22 protein-coding genes are annotated in these 19,287 nt (G+C 60.1%); 11 read left to right on the forward strand and 11 right to left on the reverse strand.

What is annotated here, in order from left to right; translation table 11 throughout:
• Positions 1–45: 45 nt before the first annotated feature.
• Positions 46–2,133: a bifunctional diguanylate cyclase/phosphodiesterase gene (locus AC1DIJ_RS06975; protein WP_477831358.1), complete on the reverse strand. Its 2,088-nt coding sequence runs from the start codon at positions 2,131–2,133 to the stop codon at positions 46–48.
• 320 nt (positions 2,134–2,453) lie between these two features.
• Between AC1DIJ_RS06975 and AC1DIJ_RS06980 the strand changes: the two genes are divergently transcribed.
• The 5 genes from AC1DIJ_RS06980 (at position 2,454) to AC1DIJ_RS07000 (ending at position 7,624) form a co-directional block, all read left to right on the forward strand.
• Complete coding sequence (locus tag AC1DIJ_RS06980) at positions 2,454–3,068, forward strand: 50S ribosomal protein L25/general stress protein Ctc (RefSeq protein WP_112386270.1); 615 nt, start codon at positions 2,454–2,456, stop codon at positions 3,066–3,068.
• Between the two features lie 190 nt (positions 3,069–3,258).
• Complete coding sequence (locus tag AC1DIJ_RS06985; RefSeq protein WP_112386269.1) at positions 3,259–5,616, forward strand: EAL domain-containing protein; 2,358 nt, start codon at positions 3,259–3,261, stop codon at positions 5,614–5,616.
• 25 nt (positions 5,617–5,641) lie between these two features.
• Positions 5,642–6,355, forward strand: a complete 714-nt coding sequence (locus AC1DIJ_RS06990) for a substrate-binding periplasmic protein (RefSeq protein ID WP_112386268.1) — start codon at positions 5,642–5,644, stop codon at positions 6,353–6,355.
• 86 nt (positions 6,356–6,441) lie between these two features.
• A complete protein-coding gene (gene pth, locus AC1DIJ_RS06995; protein ID WP_112386339.1) occupies positions 6,442–7,161 on the forward strand; it encodes an aminoacyl-tRNA hydrolase in 720 nt (239 codons plus the stop codon).
• Positions 7,162–7,165: 4 nt separating this feature from the next.
• Positions 7,166–7,624, forward strand: a complete 459-nt coding sequence (locus AC1DIJ_RS07000; protein ID WP_112386267.1) for a GNAT family N-acetyltransferase — start codon at positions 7,166–7,168, stop codon at positions 7,622–7,624.
• 2 nt (positions 7,625–7,626) lie between these two features.
• Here the strand turns inward: AC1DIJ_RS07000 and AC1DIJ_RS07005 are convergent, their stop codons facing one another.
• The 4 genes from AC1DIJ_RS07005 to AC1DIJ_RS07020 all read right to left on the reverse strand — a co-directional run bounded on the left by AC1DIJ_RS07005 (position 7,627) and on the right by AC1DIJ_RS07020 (position 9,117).
• Positions 7,627–8,010 carry a hypothetical protein gene (locus AC1DIJ_RS07005; RefSeq protein WP_112386266.1) on the reverse strand — a complete coding sequence of 128 codons (384 nt, stop codon included), beginning with the start codon at positions 8,008–8,010 and terminating at the stop codon, positions 7,627–7,629.
• 80 nt (positions 8,011–8,090) lie between these two features.
• On the reverse strand, positions 8,091–8,402 hold the full coding sequence (gene clpS, locus AC1DIJ_RS07010) for an ATP-dependent Clp protease adapter ClpS (RefSeq protein ID WP_112386265.1): 312 nt from the start codon (positions 8,400–8,402) through the stop codon (positions 8,091–8,093).
• A gap of 59 nt (positions 8,403–8,461) precedes the next feature.
• Positions 8,462–8,869, reverse strand: a complete 408-nt coding sequence (locus AC1DIJ_RS07015) for a type II toxin-antitoxin system VapC family toxin (RefSeq protein WP_112386264.1) — start codon at positions 8,867–8,869, stop codon at positions 8,462–8,464.
• Positions 8,866–9,117 carry an AbrB/MazE/SpoVT family DNA-binding domain-containing protein gene (locus AC1DIJ_RS07020; protein ID WP_112386263.1) on the reverse strand — a complete coding sequence of 84 codons (252 nt, stop codon included), beginning with the start codon at positions 9,115–9,117 and terminating at the stop codon, positions 8,866–8,868. Before AC1DIJ_RS07020 ends, AC1DIJ_RS07015 begins: the two co-directional genes overlap by 4 nt.
• Positions 9,118–9,260: 143 nt before the next feature.
• On the opposite strand from AC1DIJ_RS07020, the gene ychF reads away from it, so the two are divergent.
• Positions 9,261–10,364, forward strand: coding sequence for a redox-regulated ATPase YchF (ychF, locus tag AC1DIJ_RS07025; protein ID WP_112386262.1), 1,104 nt, complete (start codon positions 9,261–9,263; stop codon positions 10,362–10,364).
• Between the two features lie 43 nt (positions 10,365–10,407).
• Here the strand turns inward: ychF and AC1DIJ_RS07030 are convergent, their stop codons facing one another.
• The gene (locus AC1DIJ_RS07030) at positions 10,408–11,529 is read right to left on the reverse strand and encodes a hypothetical protein (protein ID WP_477831359.1); all 1,122 of its coding nucleotides are present in this window, start codon (positions 11,527–11,529) and stop codon (positions 10,408–10,410) included.
• Between the two features lie 173 nt (positions 11,530–11,702).
• Between AC1DIJ_RS07030 and AC1DIJ_RS07035 the strand changes: the two genes are divergently transcribed.
• Both AC1DIJ_RS07035 and AC1DIJ_RS07040 read left to right on the forward strand, forming a co-directional pair.
• Positions 11,703–12,173: a MaoC family dehydratase gene (locus tag AC1DIJ_RS07035; RefSeq protein WP_112386260.1), complete on the forward strand. Its 471-nt coding sequence runs from the start codon at positions 11,703–11,705 to the stop codon at positions 12,171–12,173.
• A complete protein-coding gene (locus tag AC1DIJ_RS07040; RefSeq protein WP_112386259.1) occupies positions 12,170–12,637 on the forward strand; it encodes a MaoC family dehydratase in 468 nt (155 codons plus the stop codon). The genes AC1DIJ_RS07035 and AC1DIJ_RS07040 overlap by 4 nt, the downstream gene beginning before the upstream one ends.
• Before the next feature lie 13 nt (positions 12,638–12,650).
• Here AC1DIJ_RS07040 and AC1DIJ_RS07045 read toward each other — a convergent pair whose 3' ends face one another.
• The 5 genes from AC1DIJ_RS07045 to AC1DIJ_RS07065 all read right to left on the reverse strand — a co-directional run bounded on the left by AC1DIJ_RS07045 (position 12,651) and on the right by AC1DIJ_RS07065 (position 18,218).
• A complete protein-coding gene (locus AC1DIJ_RS07045; protein WP_112386258.1) occupies positions 12,651–13,193 on the reverse strand; it encodes an adenine phosphoribosyltransferase in 543 nt (180 codons plus the stop codon).
• A 117-nt stretch (positions 13,194–13,310) separates the two neighbouring features.
• Positions 13,311–14,192 (reverse strand): cytochrome c1, encoded by an 882-nt coding sequence (locus AC1DIJ_RS07050; RefSeq protein ID WP_112386257.1) that lies wholly within the window; start codon positions 14,190–14,192, stop codon positions 13,311–13,313.
• Between the two features lie 25 nt (positions 14,193–14,217).
• Positions 14,218–15,483, reverse strand: a complete 1,266-nt coding sequence (locus AC1DIJ_RS07055; RefSeq protein ID WP_112386256.1) for a cytochrome b — start codon at positions 15,481–15,483, stop codon at positions 14,218–14,220.
• A 14-nt stretch (positions 15,484–15,497) separates the two neighbouring features.
• Positions 15,498–16,076: a ubiquinol-cytochrome c reductase iron-sulfur subunit gene (petA, locus tag AC1DIJ_RS07060; RefSeq protein ID WP_112386255.1), complete on the reverse strand. Its 579-nt coding sequence runs from the start codon at positions 16,074–16,076 to the stop codon at positions 15,498–15,500.
• Between the two features lie 240 nt (positions 16,077–16,316).
• Positions 16,317–18,218 (reverse strand): ABC transporter ATP-binding protein, encoded by a 1,902-nt coding sequence (locus AC1DIJ_RS07065; RefSeq protein ID WP_112386254.1) that lies wholly within the window; start codon positions 18,216–18,218, stop codon positions 16,317–16,319.
• Between the two features lie 164 nt (positions 18,219–18,382).
• On the opposite strand from AC1DIJ_RS07065, the gene AC1DIJ_RS07070 reads away from it, so the two are divergent.
• The 3 genes from AC1DIJ_RS07070 to AC1DIJ_RS07080 are packed head-to-tail and all read left to right on the forward strand — an operon-like array spanning position 18,383 to position 19,249.
• On the forward strand, positions 18,383–18,613 hold the full coding sequence (locus AC1DIJ_RS07070; protein ID WP_112386253.1) for a CopG family transcriptional regulator: 231 nt from the start codon (positions 18,383–18,385) through the stop codon (positions 18,611–18,613).
• Between the two features lie 47 nt (positions 18,614–18,660).
• On the forward strand, positions 18,661–18,966 hold the full coding sequence (locus AC1DIJ_RS07075) for a type II toxin-antitoxin system RelE/ParE family toxin (protein ID WP_112386252.1): 306 nt from the start codon (positions 18,661–18,663) through the stop codon (positions 18,964–18,966).
• Positions 18,959–19,249, forward strand: coding sequence for an addiction module antidote protein (locus AC1DIJ_RS07080; protein ID WP_112386251.1), 291 nt, complete (start codon positions 18,959–18,961; stop codon positions 19,247–19,249). The genes AC1DIJ_RS07075 and AC1DIJ_RS07080 overlap by 8 nt, the downstream gene beginning before the upstream one ends.
• Positions 19,250–19,287: the final 38 nt, after the last annotated feature.

Raw genomic sequence — 19,287 nt, forward strand, 5'->3', positions numbered from 1 at the left:
GGCCGGATGTCAAGCCAGCCTCATCCGCGGGTTGATATTTTCTTCTCAGGCGGCTGCCGCGGCCTTGATCTCATCCACAGCCATCACTTCAGGTTGAGGCTTGGCGGGCGCGTCGGTGCCGACGATCGCCTCGATGCCCGAACGCGGCACCGGCTTGCCGAACAGGAAGCCCTGCACCTGCAGGCACCCTTCCCGGCGCAGGAAGTCGATGTGATCTTCATTCTCGACGCCTTCGGCCAGAACCGGGATGTCGAGACTTGCAGCAAGGATCAGCGTCGAGCGAACGATTGCCGCCGACTGCTTGTTGGTGACGACGCCGTCGACGAAAGCGCGATCGATCTTGATCTTGTCGAAGGGGAAGCTCTGCAGTGTCGAAAGCGACGAGTAGCCGGTCCCATAGTCGTCCATCGCCACTTTGATCCCCAGCGCCTTCAGCCGGCGGATCGCATGCAGCGCGTGCTGGTGGTCGGCGATGATGCCGGATTCGGTGATCTCGATTTCGAGACGCGAAGCCGGGAGGCCGGTCTGCAGCAGGATTTCGTGGACGATCTGCGGCAGGCGGGGATCGCTCAGCTGCTGCGGCGCGACGTTGACGGCGATGCGCAGCGGGTTCTTCCAGGTCGCAGCCTCCGCGCAGGCGGCTCGCATCACCCATTCGCCGAGTTCCAGAATGAAGCCGTTACGCTCGGCGATCGGAATGAATTCCATCGGCGCGATATAGCCGCGCACCGGATGCTTCCAGCGCAGCAACACCTCGAAGCCAACGACCTCGCGGGTCACCGTATCGTTCTGCTGCTGGTAGAACAGTTCGAACTCCCGGCGCCGCAATCCTTCACGCATCTCGATTGCGAGCGCGTTCCGCTCGCGGGAGATCTGGTCCATCGAGGCATCGTAGAAGCAGATGCTGTTGCTAGCGGTCGATTTCGCCCGGTACATGGCAATGTCGGCCTGCGACAGCAGATCATCGATCGTGGTTGCCTGTCCCGGGAAGGTCGAGATACCGACGCTGGTGCCGACGCAGAGCGTCTGCTCTTCCCAGGAAACCGGTCTGGCGATCTCGTCGATGATCCGTTGCGCCAGGCCGGTGGCATCGGCGCGGATGAAATATTTGTGCATCACGGCCACGAACTCGTCGCCGCCGACACGGGCCATGAACTGGCTGTCGTTGCTGAGCAGCATCAGCCGCTCGGCAACCGTCCGCAGCACGGCGTCGCCGGCCGCATGGCCGTGAACGTCGTTGATTTCCTTGAAGCGGTCGAGATCGAAGGAGAGCACAGCGATATTCGCCGTCATGTCCTTCGGCCGTTTCGTCAGCGCCGCGAGATGCTCGTTGAAGGCGGCGCGGTTGGGCAGATTGGTCAGCGGATCGTGCAGCGACAGATGGCGATAGCGCTCGACGGCCGCCTGGCTGGACTGAATGTCGATGACATAGGTCGATGCACCAAGCGCGAGGATAACCACCATGACTGCGACGACAAGGCCGGTCATGATGTTGACCGAGATCAGCTCTCCCGCAACCGGAATGGCGCTGTCGGGAACGATCGTCAATCCAGCCATGCCGGTAAAATGCGTCAGCACGATCGCCAGGATCAGCGCCAGGCCGGAGCCGTGCTTGCAGAACCGGGTGACCGGACGCGCAACGCGATTGGTGGCAACGGCGCCGAAGGCCGCGGCCAGCACCAGCGAGGTCAGGACGTAGGGCTGGCTCCAGACCATGTGGCCTGCAACCTTGTATCCGGCGATCCCGACATAATGCATGCAGGCAATACCAAGGCCGACGATCGCCCCACCCGCTTCGACCAGCATGGTCTTCGGCGTGCTGGCGGCAACGGTGAAACCAATGATGCTGGCAGCGATGCCGATGAACAGCGACATCAGGGTGAGTTCGGGCTCGTAGCCGTTCATCGCCGGCGACTGGTAGCCGAGCATGGCGATGAAATGCGTCGTCCAGATCGTCGATCCGCCGACGAAGCCGGAGAGAAACAGCCAGTTGAACTTCTGCAGGCCCTCTGTGCGCCGTACCCGCGTGAAAAGCCGCATCGTCAGCAGTGAGCCCAGAACGCAGATCACGGTCGCGAAAAGGAGATGCGACAGGCTGTGTTCGACTGTGATGCAGGAGATGATACGCAACATGATTGAGACCGCGATTGAAACCGTGATCACCTATATGTATTCGCATAGTAGGATTCATTAATTGGCGTTTTAATTGCGATTCATTGGTTAAATAACCGTCAGATTTTACAACCGCGCAAAAGAAAGCCACAACCGCAGGAGCAAAGGACGCGACCGGCCCTGCCGAGCTTGCGTTTCAGCCGGACTTATACTATAGCGCACGCGTCCGCACAGACACCCTTGGAGGCAATGCGGATGAAGCTTCCCAAAAAAGGTGCTTCCAGTCAAAGGACGGCATATGCCGGACTTCGACTCTCCATATAACCTCGAAAGGAATAGCCATGAGCCACGAAACTTACGAGCTCAAGGCCGAGGCGCGCGAACGGGTTGGTAAGGGGTCCGCCCGTGAACTTCGCCGCAACGGTTTGATTCCCGCTGTCATCTATGGTGACAAGCAGGCCCCGATTTCCATTACGCTCAACACCAACGAGGTGACGAAGCGTATCCATGCCGGCGGTTTCATGACCACCGTTGCCACGATCGACCTCGGCGGCAAGAAGTATCAGGTTCTCCCGAAGGACTACCAGCTCGACCCGGTTCGTGACTTCACGATGCACGTGGATTTCCTCCGCGTTTCCGGCAACACGCAGGTTACCGTTGAGATCCCGGTTCACTTCATCAATGAAGAGAAGTCGCAGGGTCTCAAGATCGGTGGCGTTCTCAACATCGTTCGTCACGAAGTTGAAGTTCACTGCCCGGCCAATGCCATCCCGGAATTCTTCAATGTCGACCTGAGCGGCAAGAAGATCGGCGACAGCATCCACATCTCGGAAGTTACCCTTCCGAAGGGTGTCACCACGGTTATCGACCGTGACTTCACGATCGCCACCATCGTTGCTCCGGCAGCTGGCGTCGAAGAAGACACGTCTGAAGCCGAAGGCGGCGCTGAAGCCTGATAAGCTTCCTATCAATTTGTAAAGCATAAGGCCCGCTTCCTTCCCGGAAAGCGGGCCTTTTCATTTGCTGGCTACAACCGTTTCAGCAAGCTTTAACACATTCATGGAAGCATTCTCCCCAAAGTTATTGCCATATCGCCGTATATTAGAAGGCGGCCGAAGAAGAAGCGGCCGGGGAGAAAACGGAACAATGAATAATTCCGTTGAAAATAGATTTTTTGCGATTGTCTGCGGTGCGCTACTTGTTTTTGTCGCGCCGCTTTTTGTGCTTTTTCTCTTCCTCTCTTCAGAACGCGCCGACAAGGAAATCCGCGACCACATCTCCGTGCTTCTGGTTGCCAATTCCCAGGCGCTCGCCAAGCCGCTCTGGGATCTCGACGAAGACAGCGTCACGCAGATTTCCGCGACGATCGTTTCCCAGGGCGCCATCGTCAAGGTTGAGGTCCGCGACCAGTCCGGCCAGCTTGATATCACCCAGAGCACCATTCCGAAGTCGTTCAGTGGCGAGCTGGAGCAGGTCTCGCGTGCCATCATCTACAACAATGTCGATGGTCCGAAGAACCTCGGCAGCATCTCCGTCTACTATCCGAAGCTCGGCCTCTTCTCCGGCCTGAAGCATGAGGAAGTTGTCTTCATCTCGATCTTCATCTTCGCCGTTCTCGCCGTTTTCGGCAGCGCGCTGATCGGCAACCGCATCTTCGTCATCCACCCGTTGATGCGCCTGATCGCCGCGATCGAGGCCACCAGCCAGCTCGGCTCGCGCCATCACGTCGACTGGCAGTCCGGTGACGAGATGGGCCGCCTTGCCAGCAGCTTTAACGACATGCAGACCAAGCTGGAGCGCGAGGAAAAGGAGCTGAAGCTCGCCCATCGCCGCGCCACCGACATCTACGACCTGACGCCCGCCATGCTCTTCTCGCTCGACGAGGAAGACCGCATCACAGCCGTCAGCGATTACTGGCTGGTCGCCACCGGCTACAGCCGCACTGACGCCGTCGGCCGCAAGTTCGCCGATCTCGTCATGCCTGATACCCGCGACATCTTCCTGTCGCGCAGGAACACTGCCGAGGAAGGCGCGCTCGACGTCACGGTCAAGTTCAGATGCGCCGATGGCCGCGTGATCGACGTGCTGATCCTGGAATCCAACGCCGCGACCGGCGGCACCGACAAGCTGTCGCTGTCGGTCATGACCGACGTGACCGAGCTCAAGGCCTCCGAAGACCGCAACCACCGCCAGGCCATCACCGACCACCTGACGGGCCTCTTGAACCGCCAGGGCTTCGAAGCCGTGCTCGACCGCAAGATCGCCGAGGCGGATGCCGCGGGCCAGGAGCTTGCCTGCCTGTTCGTCGACCTCGACCGCTTCAAGTGGATCAACGACAATATGGGTCATGCCGAAGGCGACCGGGCGCTGCGCGAGCTCGTTGCCCGCTTCAAGACCCATCTCGCCCCATCTGACGAAGCCGCCCGCCTTGGCGGCGACGAATTCGCCATCCTGCTGCCGGCCGCCGATGCCGAGAAGCGGGCACGGGCCATGTGCGATCAGATCGCCACGATCTTCGACACGCCTTTCGGCCCCGAACTGCATCTGAGCGCCTCCGTCGGCGTCGCCATCTATCCGCGCCATGCGGCCAATGCAGCAGAACTGCTGCAGAAATCCGACATGGCGATGTATGCCAAGAAGCGCGACGGCAAGAACGGCGCCCGCCTGTTCGACAACGCGATGCTCGATACCGCACGCAGCCGCGCCGAGATCGAAAGCTGCATCGAGGCAGGCCTCGCCGAGGACTGGTTCGAAGCCTACCTGCAGCCAATCGTCGGCCTGACCCACGGCAACATCGCAGGCTTCGAAGCGCTGATGCGCCTCAACCACCCGCAAAAGGGCCTGATGCCACCGGCCGAGATCATCAACGTCGCTGAAGAGACCGCCAAGATCGTCCGCATCGGCAACGTCATCATGGAGAAGGCGATCTCCAACCTCTCCCGCATCTCCCGGATCACCGGCATGCAGGACACCTATCTGGCGATCAATTTCTCGCCGCTGCAGTTCGAGCCCGCCCTGCCCTCGCGTCTGGCCGGTCTGCTCGGCCGCCATGGCATACGTCCCGAACGCATCGTCGTCGAGATCACCGAGGCCGTGCTGATGCACGACAACCCGCAGATCCGCATGATCGTCACCGAGCTGCGCCGCTTCGGCTGCCGCATCGCGCTGGATGATTTCGGCACCGGCTACTCGTCTCTGAGCTATCTCAACCGTTTCCCGGTTGATATCATCAAGATCGATCAGTCCTTTACCCGCGCCATCAACGAAGGCAACGACGATGTCGGCATGAAGAGCCGGATGCTGATCGAGGCGATCACCACGCTGTCGCACAAGATGAACTGCACAGTCATTGCCGAGGGCATCGAGACCGAAGAGGAATGCCGGACGCTGCAGCAGATGGGGCTGGATTATGGACAGGGCTATCTCTTCCACCGGCCGCAGACCGCAGCGCAGCTGATCGAGAAGCTGAGCGGCGTCATCCCCTTCGTGGCGCGTGCGTCATAGACCAACGAACATCAGGAGTTATGCGATGAAAAAGCTGCTGCTTCTCGCCTTCCTCATCCTGCCTGCCGCAGCCTCCGCGCAAACGGTGTCCTTCACGACTGAAGACTACGCACCCTTCAACTACCGCGACGGCAAGGTCATCAAGGGCGCCACCGTCGAGCAGGTCGAGAAGGTGATGGCCGATATCGGCGTCGATTATACGATCGAGATGATGCCTTGGGCCCGCGCCTATACGTTGGCGCAAAGCACGCCGATGACCTGCGTCTTCGCCACAGCCCATAACGGTCTTCGCGATCCCCTGTTCAAATGGGTGGAGCCGCTGCTCATCGACCGCAACATCCTGATCAAGGCCAAGGACTCCGCTGTCACCGCCGACAATCTGGAAGAAGCCAAGAAGTACCTGGTCGGCACCTGGCGCGAGGACTACACCGAGACGACGCTGAAGGAAAAAGGCTTCCCCAAGCTCGATGTCGCCAGCGATTTCAACGCCACGATGCGCAAGCTGCTGGGCGGCCGCATCGATATGATGCCGATTTCGGAACTCTATTTCGACAAGCTGAAACAGGACCAGCCGCTGGAGATGGTGACGGTGCTCTCCAGCCAGCCGATGGGCATTGCCTGCCAGAAGGACTTTCCGGACGATCTCCTGCGCAAGATGCAGGCCTCGCTCGACAAGCTGATTGCCGACGGCACGCAGAAGCAGATCTTCCTGAAATACGGCCTCAACCTGCTGCAATGACAGGCTGCTCCAGCCTTAGCGCTTGACTTCATGCCCGTTTCGCGGTGGTGAAACGGGCATCGGATTTTCAAGGAATGGATTGGCCCATGCTGATCATCGCGGGTCTCGGCAATCCCGGCAGCAAATATGCCGGCAACCGCCACAATATCGGTTTCATGGCGGTTGATGCGATCCACCGCCGCCACAGCTTTTCGCCCTGGTCGAAGAAGTTCAAGGCCGAGATCGCCGAGGGCGAACTCGACGGCGAAAAGGTGCTGCTGATCAAGCCGCAGACCTACATGAACCTGTCGGGCGAATCCGTCGGCGAAGCCATGCGTTTCTACAAGCTGCAGCCGTCCGATCTCGTCGCAATCTATGACGAGCTGGATCTGGCGCCCGGCAAGGCGCGGCTGAAGACCGGCGGCGGCCATGGCGGGCACAACGGCATCAAGTCGCTCGACGCCCATTGCGGCCGCGAATACCGCCGCCTGCGCCTCGGCATCGGCCACCCCGGCGTCAAGGAAATGGTTCAGCATCACGTCCTCGGCGATTTCGCCAAGGTAGACCAGAGCTGGCTGGAGCCGCTGCTGGACGCGCTGGCCGACAATGCCGGCATGCTGGTTCGCAACGAGGATTCGCAGCTGATGAACAAGCTGGCGCTTGCCACCGGCGGTAAGGCCGACGAAGAAAAGTCGAAGGCGGAGAAGAAGCCGGTGGCCAAATCCCACATCCATCAGGCCCGCAACCACAACCAGCCGAAGATCCTGCCAGCCAGCGGCCCGATGGCCGAGATGCTGAAGAAGCTGCTCGGCAACAAGGGCGACTGACCGGATGAGCACGCCGCTCGCGATCCGCGTAGCCGAGGTCAACGATCTCCCTGCTCTGCTTGGCCTCTATGCTGAGCTGAACCCGTCAGATCCGCCGATCGATACAGCCGTTGCCGGAGAGCGCATGACCGCGATCCTGGCACAGCCGGGCATGCGCATCTTCATCGGCTTTGCCGGAAAGGTGGCCGCCGCCACCGTGACGCTGGTCGTCATCCCCAATCTCACCCGCAACGGCTCATCCTATGCGCTGATCGAGAACGTCGTCACCGGTGCAAGCCATCGCAAGCATGGCTTTGGCGCGGCACTGATCGCCCACGCGATCGACGCAGCCTGGGACGCCGGATGCTACAAGGTGATGCTTTTGACAGGCTCGAAGGATCCGGCAACGCTGCGCTTCTACGAGCGCTGCGGCTTCGCGCAGGACAAGATCGGCTATCAGATCCGGCGCCCTGCAGAACGCTGACCTCAGAACAACCCGGTCTCGTGCAGCCGGTAGAGAAAGAGGTTCCACAAGGCCGAAAGCCCGCTGTCGATCATCCAGGCGACAGCGCCCGAGGCACCCGGCGAAAACAGCATGACCAGCAATCCGCCAGCTGTGCTGAGCATCACCGAGATGCGGAAGTTCTTGAGACTGTCCAGCCGGTAATAGCCGTTGTCGTCATATTCGGTGCCGAACAGCAGGTCGGGAAGATCGTAGCCGCTGGAGAGCGGCAGATCGAGCAGCGGCCGGTCAGTGATACGGTCGGGCAAAACGTTGAACACCGCCCTGCAGACATGGCCGATGGCGCCGAGCAGCGCAAAGATCGCCGCCGCTACGAAATAATGCCAGGTCGCCGCTTCCGCAGGCATCTCAAGCCTCCGCCGTTTCCGCCACTTTGGCTGAAAACAACGGATATCCGATTAAGGAGGCTGGTTAAGAGATTGAGACGCTATTCTTCGGGCTCGGCGGTCAGCATCAGCGGGAATCCCGCTTCCTTGGCATAGTCCATCGCCTCCTTGACCTTGGTCTCGGCAATGTCCTTGGTACAGACGACCACGACGCTCGACCCGAGCTTGTGCGCCGTCAGCATGACGCGATAGCCGGCCTCCTCGCTCATCCGGAACACGGCCTTCAGCACCATGGTCACGAATTCGCGCGGCGTATAATCGTCGTTGAACAGAATGACCTTGTAGAGCTTCGGCTTGTCGAGCTTCAGCTTCGTCTTGGTTTTTGGTGTCAGGACAACATCATTGTCACTCATCGGGAGTCTGCCGTTATCATATGGGAAAGATGCGCCTGATCGCGATCAGCTATGCGCAATCATTTATGTGGCCGTAGAAGTCTGCAGTTCAAGCCCGAAGCAGTGAGAAGTGCTACAGCCTTCTTGTCGAAGCTGACAAAGGTCTCGCCACCGAGACGCCTGCCGTCGAGAGCGATGAGACCATCGGCAAAATCGCCGCCCCGCTCCATCATGTTTATTCCCGCCTCGACGGCAACCCGGTCCATAAGAAGCTTATCCGTTTCGAGAAGACGCCTCACAAACGCCTGCAACGGCTCTCTTCCGACCTTATAGCGGCTTCGCAGAACCCATATTGCTTCGCAGATTGCGACAACAGGTACAACAACCCGGCTGGCGCTGGCCAAGGCATCCTGCGCTTGCTCCGTCTCTCCGGTGTCATCTTCGATCACCAAGCGCAACAGCACGTTCGTGTCGATGACAATCGTCATCGCCTGTTGGCCCACCCGTCCGAAATAGCTTCGTTGATTTCGTCAATGGTAAGATGCACGCCTGCCTCGTTCTTGATCATCCCAAATAGGGATTCGATCGGCAGCTTGCCTGAAATCGCATGGAGTGTTGCCTGGCGTTGCGGTTGAAGATTGACGTCGATCTCATCGCCCGGGCTGATGCCCAGGTGATCGAGCACCTCCTTCTTCAGCGTGATCTGTCCCTTGGCCGTCACTTTCAACCGCACCATCGGCTTTCTCCTTCTCGTTCAAAGTAAGGCAAATCTGCCTTACCGGCAAGGTTGATGCCTCGCGGATCATCGCAAGTCTTGACCGCGGGGCGCCATTCCCCCATAGGCAAGGCAACGATTTCAGCGAATACGGACATTCAGCCATGGGCTTCAAATGCGGTATCGTCGGTCTGCCGAATGTCGGCAAGTCGACCCTTTTCAACGCGCTCACCAAGACGGCAGCAGCGCAGGCGGCAAACTATCCGTTCTGCACGATCGAGCCGAACACCGGCGAAGTCGCCGTTCCCGACGCGCGCATGCAGAAGCTGGCAGCGATTGCCGGCTCCAAGGAAATCATTCCGACGCGCATCTCCTTCGTCGATATCGCCGGCCTGGTGCGCGGCGCGTCCAAGGGTGAAGGCCTCGGCAACAAGTTCCTGGCCAACATCCGCGAAGTCGATGCCGTGGTCCACGTGCTGCGCTGCTTCGAAGATGACGACATCACCCATGTCGAGGGCCGCATCAATCCGGTCGGCGATGCCGACACGATCGAGACCGAGCTGATGCTCGCCGACCTCGAGAGCCTGGAGCGCCGCGTCGAACAGACCCGCAAGCGCGCTGCCAGCAAGGACAAGGATTCGCTGGCCCAGCTGCCGGTTATGGAAGCCGTTATCAAGCTGCTGAACGAAGGCAAGCCGGCCCGCCTTCTCCTGAAGACGCTGGCACCTGAGGAAATCGAGATCCTCAAGGGCCTCAATCTCCTGACCTCGCATCCGGTCCTTTACGTCTGCAACGTCGCCGAGGCAGACGCCTCCACCGGCAACGAGCACACCAAGGCCGTTGCCGAGATGGCAAAGCAGCAGGGTGCGGAATGCGTCGTCATCTCTGCCGCGATCGAATCCGAAGTCGCACAACTGCCGGACGAAGAATCGAAGGAATTCCTCTCCGCGCTCGGCCTGGAAGAGGCCGGTCTCGACCGCCTCATCCGCGCCGGCTACCACCTGCTCGACCTGATCACCTATTTCACGGTCGGTCCGAAGGAAACGCGCGCCTGGACGATCGTCCGCGGCACCAAGGCGCCTGCCGCCGCCGGCGTGATCCACACCGATTTCGAACGCGGCTTCATCCGCGCCTTCACCATCGGCTATGACGACTACATCAACTTCAAGGGTGAAGTCGGCGCCAAGGAAGCCGGCAAGGGCCGCGACGAAGGCAAGGAATACGTTGTCGCCGATGGCGACGTGATCCACTTCCGCTTCAACACCTGATCAAAAAGCGCACTGCCGCCTTGGCGGGCAGCTCGTGCCGGCGTTATCGCAACGCCGGCAATTTTGCCTGCAGGCCGAGCGGCAGCCTACCGACGATGGCGCGGCGCAACGGCAGCCAGCTCATACCGATCAGCAGCACGAAAATTCCGATAGTGACGAGCTCTGCGGACAGCAAGCCGTCCATCCGCATATTGCTGTGCTGCAGGATTGCGCTGAGCGCGACACCCAATGAAAGCAGGCCGGACGTGACGAACGCGCGACGGTCGATGATCAGCCCAATGGCCATCATGCCAAGGACGATAGCAACCACGACAGCCGGTCCGGTGTAGTTATCGACGTCATTCGCGGTCACGCCAAGCAGCAGGAAGCCCAACAACATCGTTCCATAGAGAAGCGCCGGCGCCGTCACGAGATGCATCCAGAAAGCAACGTCAGAACTGCGCGTCACCCGCTCGCGATCCCTGAGATCGAACGACATGGCAACCGCGAACATGAAAATCACGCAGACGAAGAAGATGCTGACGGTCTGATATCGTATGGAGCCTGTTGCATCGTGCCACCCGGCCGCAGGCGCCATGAAAGCCAAAACGCCTGCGAGGAACACGAGGAAGAGCGAGATCAAAAGCGCCGCGAGGGCTATTGGTACACGATAGCGCCAATGAAACAGCGCCAGTAGCGGCGGAAAAGGCACGAGCAACAGGAACGCGCCCAAAGACGGATACGGGTGGATGTATCTCTGCTCCAGTCCGAGAGAGGGTTCCGTGGTCAATAGCATGACTGAAGCTCCTATCCAGAGCACCGTCGCGACGGTAAGCGCGACGGCTGGAAGCGCTAGCCTCTGGCGGCGAACAAATATTTCGGCAAAAATGATGATCGCAGGCAGGGTTGCATAGACGGAACCCACCCCGCCGAAGCCGAGAAGCGCAACGATGATGCCGATCGTGATGAGAATGTCATGAAAACCGCGAACGAACCTGGGCGCCTCGCTATCTTCCAGCGGGTTGGCGGCATCTCGTCGGCGTTTCGCCAGCAGTTGCTCTCCCCCCGCGGTCGGCTCGGCCGCTGCAAGTCTTTGGCCGAGATAGGAAAACAACGTCTGCGCCTGGGTTTCGGTGATGATGCCGTCTTCGGTTGCGCCCTGCAGCGCCGTCTCCAGATTGCTCATGAACATCCCGCATCGTTGAATACAGCCCATGAAGATCACAGGATCATTTCGCAATCAATAGGCGAAAAGCCCGGTGATCCTGTGCCTGATGTTCCCGTCTCCAAGTCTGAAAAGACTTGCACTCCCGACACCTCACATGCCATCTGCGAAGGCAGGGACTGACGAGGCCTGCAATGAACAACCAGAAACTGAGCTATGAAGATTTCGCGCCGGGCCGCAGCTTCCCGCTCGGCCCGATCCCTGTAACATCAGAAGAGATCATCGAATTCGCCACCGAATTCGATCCGCAGCCGATGCATATGTCCGAAGCTGGTGGCAAGGCGAGCATCCTCGGCGGCCTCGCAGCATCCGGCTGGCACACGTCGGCCCTGTTCATGCGGATGATGGCTGAAGGTTATCTGCTGAACTCCTATTCGCAGGGGGCCCCCGGCATCGACATCATGGAATGGAAGAAGCCGGTGCTATCTGGCGATACGCTCTCAGGACGCTCGATCGTGCTCGAATCCCGCCTTATGCGCTCGCGGCCCGGCATCGGTATTGCGCGTTTCAAGCACGAGATCGAAAACCAGCGCGGTGAGCTCGTCTGCTATTCGGAGAACTGGATCATGTTCAGCACCCGCGAAGCGGCGGAGGCACGCCCATGAGGATGACCGAGCTCTATGCCATTGGCCAGAAGGTCGAGATCGGCAGCTACACCTTCACCGAGGAGCGCATCGTCCACTTCGCCACCCGTTTCGATCCGCAGCGATTTCATGTCGACCGCGAGGCCGCCAAGGACACGCTGTTCGGCGATCTCTGCGCCTCCGGCTGGCACAATTGCGCCGCCTGGATGCGCACCTTCCTGGATTACTGGATGGCGCAAAGCGTCCGCCTGGCCAAGGAGGGGCTCGCCGCCCCGAAGCTAGGCCCCTCGCCCGGCTTCGAAAAGCTGCAATGGCTGAAGCCCGTCTTCGTCGACGAGACGGTCGCCTATTCGGTGACCTTCCTGTCCAGCCGCCCGCTGGCATCACGCCCGGGCTGGCACCTGAACAAGATCCTCAACGAAGGCATCAATCAGGACGGCATCCCGGTGATCCGCTTCGAAAGCAGCGTCCTCGAATTCGAATAGGACAAGCCGGGCGTCAGTGCCCGGCAAACTCCACCAGCGTGTGAACGTCGACCCCGAGCTCTTCGAGCTTCTTGCGGCCGCCAAGATCCGGCAGGTCGATCACGAAGCAGGCGCCGACGACTTCAGCGCCGATCTGACGCAGCAGCTTCGTCGCGCCGACAGCTGTGCCCCCGGTCGCGATCAGATCGTCGACAAGAATCACCTTCTCGCCCGGCTGCACCGCATCGCGATGCATCTCCATTTCATCGACGCCATATTCCAGGCTGTAGGCGATCCGCACCGTCTCATGCGGCAGCTTGCCCTTCTTGCGGATCGGCACGAAGCCTGCGGACAGCTGGTGGGCCACGGCGCCGCCGAGAATGAAGCCGCGAGCCTCCATGCCGGCGATCTTGTCGACCTTCAGACCGGCATAGGGCTGCACCAGCTCATCAACGGCGCGGCGGAAGGCGCGCGGATTGCCGAGCAGCGTGGTGATGTCGCGAAAGATGATGCCGGGCTTCGGATAATCGGCGATGGAGCGAATGCTGGCGGCAAGCTCCGAGGCAACGTTGTTCATGGAAAGTCCGTCTGTCTGCGAGGGCACAAAGAGGCTGCACCCTATCAATTGCCATTCCCGGAACCAACAAAAAAGGCGGCCCGGAGGCCGCCTTTTGCTTATTCGAACGAGAACCGCTTAGTGGTCCTTGCTGGCATAGACCGAGCGCTTCGTCAGATAGATGAGACCCGAGAAGATCAGCAGGAAGATCATCACCATGAAACCAGTGCGCTTGCGCTCTTCGAGATGCGGCTCGGCAGCCCACATCAGGAAGGCCGAAACGTCGCGCGAATACTGATCCACGGTCTGCGGCGAACCATCGTCATAGGTGACCTGGTCGTCGGAGAGCGGCTTCGGCATGGCGAAAGCGGCAGCGGCGTGGAAGTAGGGGTTATAGTGGGCACCAGCCGGAACCTGGAAGCCAGCCGGCGGATCCTGGTAGCCCGTCAGCAGCGAGTGGATGTAATCTGGGCCGCTTTCCTGGTACTGCGTGAAGATGTCGAAGACGAACTGCGGGAAACCACGCTCGACTTCGCGTGCCTTGGCGAGCAGCGACATATCCGGCGGGGCAGCACCGTTGTTGGAGGCCGCAGCCGCTTCCGGGTTCGGATATGGCGACGGGAAATGGTCGGACGGAACAGCCTTGCGGGTGAACATCTCACCGCTGGCGTCAGGGCCGTCCTGCACTTCGTAATTGGCCGCGAATGCCTTCACCTGCGCATCCGAGTAACCGAGATTGCTCAGCATGCGGAACGGGACGAGGTTCATCGAGTGGCAGGCGGAACAGACTTCGGTATAAACCTTCAGACCGCGCTGCAGCTGACCCTTGTCATAGTGACCGAAGGGGCCGGCAAAGCTCCACTTTTCCTCGGTCGGCTCCTTCAGGGGATAATGAGGCGTCGCCTCCTCGTGATGAGCAGGCGCTGCGCCAGCCGCGGGCGCCGCGTCTTCGGCAAGAGCAGCACCGGCGAAGGTGGCTGCAATTGCGAGCGACAGAATGCTTGTAACAAGCTTTTTCATGTTTTTAATTCCTTCCGCCGCTCGGTTATGCCTTGGCCGCAGACTTGTTCTTCTTCTCAAGCACCGCTTCGGTGATCGAGTTCGGAACGCGCAGCGGTGTCTCGACAAGACCCAGCACCGGCATCGCCACCAGGAAGAAGGCGAAGTAGAGGAGCGTGCAAATCTGCGAGATGGTGGTGAAGAGACCTTCCGCCGGCTGGGAACCAAGCCAGCCGAGGATGATCGCGTTGATCACGAACAGCCAGTAGAACAGCTTGTACCACGGACGGTAGACGGCCGAACGGACCTTCGAGGTATCGAGCCAGGGCAGGAAGAACAGCACGATGATCGCGCCGAACATCACCAGAACGCCGCCGAGCTTCGAGTCGATCGGGCCGACATTGAAGGTAATCGAGCGCAGCATCGCGTAGAACGGCAGGAAGTACCATTCCGGAACGATGTGAGCAGGCGTCTTCAACGGGTCAGCCGGGATGTAGTTGTCGGCGTGGCCGAGGAAGTTCGGCAGGTAGAAGACGAAATAGGCGTAAACCAGCAGGAAGATCGAAACGCCGAGCGCATCCTTGAGGGTCGCGTAAGGCGTGAAACGGACGGTATCCGTCTTCGTCTTGACTTCGACGCCTGTCGGGTTCGTCTGGCCGGTCACGTGCAGTGCCCAGATGTGCAGGATAACAACGCCTGCGATCATGAAGGGCAGCAGGTAGTGCAGCGAGAAGAAGCGGTTCAGCGTCGGCTGATCAACGGCAAAGCCGCCGAGCAGGAACTGCTGGATCCATTCGCCGACCAGCGGGAAGGCCGAGAAGAAACCGGTGATAACGGTCGCGCCCCAGAAGGACATCTGACCCCAGGGCAGAACGTAGCCCATGAAGCCGGTTGCCATCATCAGGAGGTAGATGACGACGCCGAGGATCCAGAGGATTTCGCGCGGTGCCTTGTACGAACCGTAGTAAAGGCCGCGGGCGATGTGCAGGTAAACCGCAACGAAGAAGAACGATGCGCCGTTGGCGTGCATGTAGCGCAGCAGCCAGCCGTGATTGACGTCACGCATGATCTTTTCAACCGAGTTGAAGGCGATCGACGTGTCGGCGGCGTAGTGCATGGCAAGCACGATGCCGGTCAGGATCTGAACGATCAGCATGACCGAAAGCATGGCACCGAAGGTATAGGCATAGTTCAGGTTACGCGGAACCGGGTATGCAACGAAGCTGTCATAGATCATACGCGGCAGCGGAAGGCGCGCATCGATCCATTTTTCCAAGCCGGTTGATGGCTCGTAGCTGGAATGGCCACTCATGTATCAGTCTCCCCTCAACCGATCTTGATCTTAGTGTCGGACACGAACGAAAAGGTCGGAATAGCCAGATTCTGCGGCGCAGGGCCTTTACGGATACGGCCGGCCGTATCGTAGACAGAACCATGGCAGGGACAGAACCAACCGTTGTATTCGCCGGCCTGGCCGAGCGGAACGCAACCGAGGTGCGTACAGGTACCGATCATGACGATCCAGTTTTCCTTGTCCTTGCCGCCGGAGCGATCGACGCCGGTTGCCTGCGCGTCTGGCGGCAGGTTTGCGTTGCGCGCGACCGGGTCCTTGAGGTCGGCCAGCGGCGTATCCGCAGCCGCCTTCACTTCTTCCGGGGTACGATTGCGGATGAAGATCGGCTTGCCGCGCCACTTGACCGTCAGCGACATGCCGGGCGTCAGGCTCGTCACGTCGACTTCGATCGAAGCCAGTGCCAGTGTCGAGGCGTCCGGCCGCATCTGGTCGATGAACGGCCATGCGACGGAAACGGCGCCGACAGCACCCGCCATACCAGTGGTGAGATATAGGAAATCACGGCGAGTGGGCTCTGATGAAGCCCCGCTTGTCGTATCGTGTTCGCTCACGGCTAAACCATCCTCTGCGCAATTTTCGCGGAATTCCGCCCTGCCCCTCTCAGCGACGAATCTGTTGAAGACACAATTCGGCCACAGACTCCCCACCAATCCGGCGCGTTCTATGCTTGATCGCAAATTATGTCTACCCTTGACAAGGGGCTGACGGCACAATGTCGCGGGAAATTTCAGATGAAATTTTCAAGTCAATCCGTAGGCTTCGCGGGATTGGGGGACGCTGGAGCCTCTGCTCTAGACCACCTTGGCCTCACGTCCGCCCGTACCCTCGCCAGCGCCGTCATCGGAGGCGAGGAACCCGCCGGACTGCCGGGCCCAGAGTTCGGCATAAAGCCCGCCCTTGGCAATCAGCGCCTCATGCGTGCCTTCCTCGATGATTCGCCCCTGATCGACGACAATCAGGCGGTCGAGCGCGGCGATGGTCGAGAGCCGGTGAGCGATCGCCAGCACCGTCTTGCCGTCCATGATGCGGTTGAGGTTCGACTGGATCGCCTCCTCGACTTCGGAATCGAGCGCCGAAGTGGCTTCGTCGAGCACCAGGATCGGTGCGTCCTTCAGCATCACGCGGGCAATCGCGATGCGCTGACGCTGGCCGCCGGAAAGCTTGACGCCACGCTCGCCGACATGGGCGTCGAAGCCCTTGCGGCCGTTCTGGTCCTGCAGCCTGCCGATGAAACCCATGGCTTCGGCGCGCTTCGCCGCCTCGATCAGCTTGCCCTCGCCGGCATCAGGACGGCCGAACAGAATGTTGTCGCGCACCGAGCGGTGCAGCAGCGACGTATCCTGGCTGACGACACCGACCTGCATGCGCAGCGTCTCCTGGCGCACGGCGGCGATGTCTTGTCCATCGACGAGAATGCGGCCGCCCTCGACGTCGTACATCCTGAGCAGCAGGTTCACGAGCGTCGATTTTCCGGCACCTGAACGCCCGACGATACCGACCTTTTCGCCGGGTGCGACTGTCAGCGAGAAGTTATCGATCACACCCTTGCTCTTGCCGTAGTGAAACGAAACGTTCTCGAAGCGGATGCTCGGCTCGCGGATGACCAGTTCCCTCGCATCCGGCTGATCGACGAGACCGAGGGGCTGAGAAATCAGCTCCGCGGAGTTCTGGATCGTGCCGAGATTGCGCATGATGCCGTTGAACTGCGTCATCAACCGGCCCAGCAGGAAATTCAGGCGCAGCACCAGCGCCAGCGAAAAGGCGACGGCGCCGGAGCTTATGAGTCCGCGCAGCCACAGATCTACGCTGAGACCTGCCATGGTGACGATCATCAGGCCCGACAGCAACGCCATCGAGGCGCGGACGCCGGTGATGAAGCGCGTGAAGCGCAGCACCGTTTCCTGATAGATGTCGAAGCCCTGCCGCATATAGCGGTCGCTTTCCTCGTCGCGGGCAAACAGCTTCAGCGTCTGGATATTGCTGTAGGAGTCGACCATGCGGCCGTTCAGCATCGACGCCGCCTCGGCGGTTTCGCGGGAGTGGAAGCGGATGCGCGGAACGAAATAGCGCGCCAGCACGCCAAAGGCGACGATCCAGAAAAACACCACGGCCGCGAGCGAGAAATCGAGCCTCGCAACCAGCACCAGCGTCGCAGCCGCATAGATGCCGACGAACCAGACGCTCTCCATCAGCGACGTCACGAGATCGCCGACCGCCTGCCCCGCCGACCAGACCTTGGAAACGATACGGCCGGAAAAATCGCTCTGGAAGAACTGCAGCGACTGACGCGACACATGCAGATAAGACTGCCAGCGGGCCAGATTGTAGAAGCCCGGCGTGATCACCTGCTGATCGACCAGCGCGATCAGGAAGGCGACGACGAAGCGCACGATGCCGATCAGCGCCAGCATGCCGAAGAGCTCAGCGCCGTGATCGCCAAGCAGTTTGCTCCAGCCGTCTCCGGGCTTGATGGTGCTCAGGATATCGACGAGACGGCCGACGAACCAGAAGAGCGCCGCCTCGATCGCCGCCGACATTCCGCCGAGCACGAGCATCGCAATGAAGGGCCATCGTGCCTGGCCGATGTAGAACCAGATGAAACCCAGCGTCGAACGCAGCGGCTGGATATCATCCCGCTGACGGAAGGGGTCGATCCAGGTTTCGAACAGGTTGAGAATGGGGCGCAGCAACATGATTGCCGATATAGGCAAAAACCCCGGACCGGCAAAGAGTAACGGCGGCTGACACAACCTTATATTTTGGTAATATTCGATAATATCGGCGTGAGGCGTGTTGAATGCCGCTGACCTAGCCACAATCTCGGAGTACAATCGACGCTCAACGGAGACATCCAGGCATGGAAACGAAAATGCTGAGAGTGCATATTCCGCTTCCAATTGCGGAAAGGCTGATGGCCGCCGCCGAACATCTCGGGATCGAGCACGACGCGATCGTCAGCGAGGCCGTCGCCGTATGGCTGGAGCGAGAAGAGGAACGCCGCCTGCTCGACCTGCGCACGCTTGCCAGCGCCAACACCATGTTCATCGTCGAGACCCACCGCATCCGCGACTGGGCGGATAGCCTTTAGGCGTCGCACTTGAAAATTCAGTTTTGTGATTTATAAATCACAAACCGATGATCAGACTTTCGCAAACCGATATCTATCGAAAATGGGAGCAAAAGCTGAGGGACAAGCGCGCTCGTGCGGCTATCGCTGCCAGATTGACGCGGTTGAGCTATGGCCTCACGGGCGATGTAGAGCCGGTTGGCGACGGCGTCAGCGAGTTGCGCATTCATTACGGGCCGGGCTACCGGCTCTATATCACCTGGCGCGGCAAAGAGCTGATCATTCTTCTCTGTGGAGGAGACAAGAGTTCGCAGAGCCGCGACATAGCGCTTGCCAAGAGGCTTGCGCGCGAACTGGACGAGAACGATGGCTGAGAAATTACACGATTACGATCCGGCGGATGCGCTGACCTCGGACGAGGCGATCGACGAATTCATGAAGGACGCGTTTGAAAGCAGAGACGCGGGCTATATCGCCCATGCGCTCGGCATCGTCGCAAGGTCGCGCGGGATGAGCGAAATCGCCAAGGAGACGGGTTTGGCACGCGAAGCACTCTACCGTTCCTTCGCCGAAGATGGGAACCCGACGCTGAAGACGGTCCTGGCGGTGATGCAATCGCTGGGCTTGGAACTCACCGCAAAACGCCATACCGCCTAAGCAAAAGCCCTCCCGGCTTCCGCCGGAAGGGCTTTCTC

The organism is Rhizobium sp. 10N427 (assembly GCF_056394605.1).